This window comes from Vibrio sp. 811 (assembly GCF_033339195.1).
Map to the genome: position 1 here is coordinate 1 of NZ_JAWOUB010000556.1, position 623 is coordinate 623.

At 41.3% G+C, this 623-nt stretch carries 1 protein-coding gene; it reads left to right on the top strand.

Annotated elements, in window-relative coordinates; translation table 11 throughout:
- On the top strand, positions 1-597 hold a 597-nt coding region (locus R7Q46_RS28070; protein WP_318078420.1), incomplete at its 5' end, for a transporter substrate-binding domain-containing protein.
- Between the last annotated feature and the right edge of the window lie 26 nt (positions 598-623).

Consider the following 623-nt stretch of genomic DNA (forward strand, 5'->3'; position numbering starts at 1 on the left):
CCAATTGAGGGTGATCTGATCGCCAATGGCGTGACGATTTTGGATTGGCGGGAAGAGGTATTGGACTTTTCTCAGGACTACTTCCCATCGGCGGTATGGCTTGTTTCTCGTACCGATTCAAGTTTAAGTCCAATTAAGCCAAGTGGCTCGATCGACGAAGACGTCAAGACAGTGAAAGAGTTGATCGATGGACGAGAAGTGTTGGCGCTAGAGCATTCGTGCCTAGACCCAAACCTTTACGACTTGTACGACACGGGTGCCAAAGTGATTTTGCCCGATGGCAAACGACTCCTAAACGAAATGGTACCTGCCATCATGAAAAATGATGCTGAAAGTACCTTATTGGATGTAGCAGACACATTAATTGCTTTAGAAAAATGGCCGGGAGAAATAAAAGTTATTGGCCCTGTTTCTGAAAATCAAAAAATGGCTGTTGCGTTCCGTAAAAATTCACCGGAATTACGCGAAGCGTTTGATCGTTATTTAGATTCTATTAAAAAAGATGGGACGTATGAAAAGCTCGTTAAAAAATACTACCCGTCAATTTACTACTTTTATAACGATTACTTCTTAGAAGATAGTAAGAAAATTCGATGAAAAAGGCTGCTAAAAAAATATCCAGT